The 1,219-nt window shown below is 32.9% G+C and carries 2 protein-coding genes; both read right to left on the bottom strand.

Going from position 1 to position 1,219, the window contains the following annotated elements; genetic code table 11:
* On the bottom strand, nucleotides 1-516 hold a 516-nt coding region (locus tag CER22_RS31085), incomplete at its 3' end, for a M56 family metallopeptidase (RefSeq protein WP_306426518.1).
* Nucleotides 516-917: a BlaI/MecI/CopY family transcriptional regulator gene (locus CER22_RS31080; protein WP_088610511.1), complete on the bottom strand. Its 402-nt coding sequence runs from the start codon at nucleotides 915-917 to the stop codon at nucleotides 516-518. The genes CER22_RS31085 and CER22_RS31080, both read right to left, overlap by 1 nt.
* Between the last annotated feature and the right edge of the window lie 302 nt (nucleotides 918-1,219).

Below are 1,219 nucleotides of genomic sequence, written 5' to 3'. Positions count from 1 at the left end.
AAGTAATAAACGCCTGTTCATTACAAAAGTAGCAACACTTAGAAGGATAACGCCAGAAAGCCAAATGCATATAAAGACTGTATAAAATGAAATCGTTTCATCATCCTGCTTTTCATTATTGTGTGTTTGTGTCTTGTTTGCCTGATCAGTTTGTGTTGAACTTGAGGTATAAGTATCTTCTTTTGTGAGTACCTTTTTATTGTCTATACCTTTCAATTCTTGCATACGTTCTTTTGAAAGAAAACTAGCTACATGGTTTTGGCTAGAAATGAATGCATCATCACTCTTGTAAGTAAGAACAGAATAGATACTATAGGAACTATCTGGTGACCAAGGTAATACAAGTCTTATTATTAATATGATCCATAGCATGTATTGCCAACGTGGAGTTAACTTATTTCTAAACAAGACCTTGATACATAAGATTAGGCCCACTAATATACTAGCCATAATAGATGTCTCTATCAACCAATCGAAAAAACGAGGCAGATAGACATTAATAAACATTTCTATCATTATGATCTATCCTTCCTCTGATTTTCCTCAGTCTTCTCATCCAGGATACGTTTAAGTTCGTTAATGTCTTCTGAAGACAGCTTTTCTTCTTTCAGGAAATTTACTAGCAAGGGCTTAAATGCTGCACCATAGAAACGTTTAAGTAAAGATTTCGTTTCCACTTGTAAATAACTATCTTGCGATACTAAAGGATAATAAGCATACATACGCCCTTTATCTTGATGATAAGCAACTGCATCTTTATGGACTAATCGGTTAATTAGCGTTCGAATCGTTTTGGGTTTCCAATCCATTTTCACCTCTAACGCTTCAATTACCTCATTTGCCGTTTGTGGAGAGTTCGACCATAGTACTTTCATAACTTCTAATTCAGCTTCCGAAATTTTAGGTAATTCTTTCATTGTTTAAAATTACACCTCTCTGTATTACATTTGTAATCAACAACTGAATATTACACTTGTAATCTCTTGTTGTCAAGCTTGTTTGGTGTTTATGGAATCCTTTCCTATACCTATCAAGATAAGAATGGAAAAAATTAAAAGAATTTTAAACTCTCATGTCCTGCTAATGAGATAAGAAAGTAAATCCTTCATGAATATTTTTGTTAATAACATTGAACTGGATTTTAACTTCACACCTATTTAGTATTTGCTATTTTTACAAAGTTTCCACTTTGGTGTCTTTGTTTAAAAAAGTACCCATT

This window comes from Bacillus sp. K2I17 (assembly GCF_002209985.1).
In the GTDB taxonomy this organism is placed as follows: Bacteria; Bacillota; Bacilli; order Bacillales; family Bacillaceae_G; genus Bacillus_A; species Bacillus_A wiedmannii.
The sequence above is the reverse complement of the archived record's forward strand: the minus strand, read 5'-3'. Positions and strand labels throughout refer to the sequence as shown.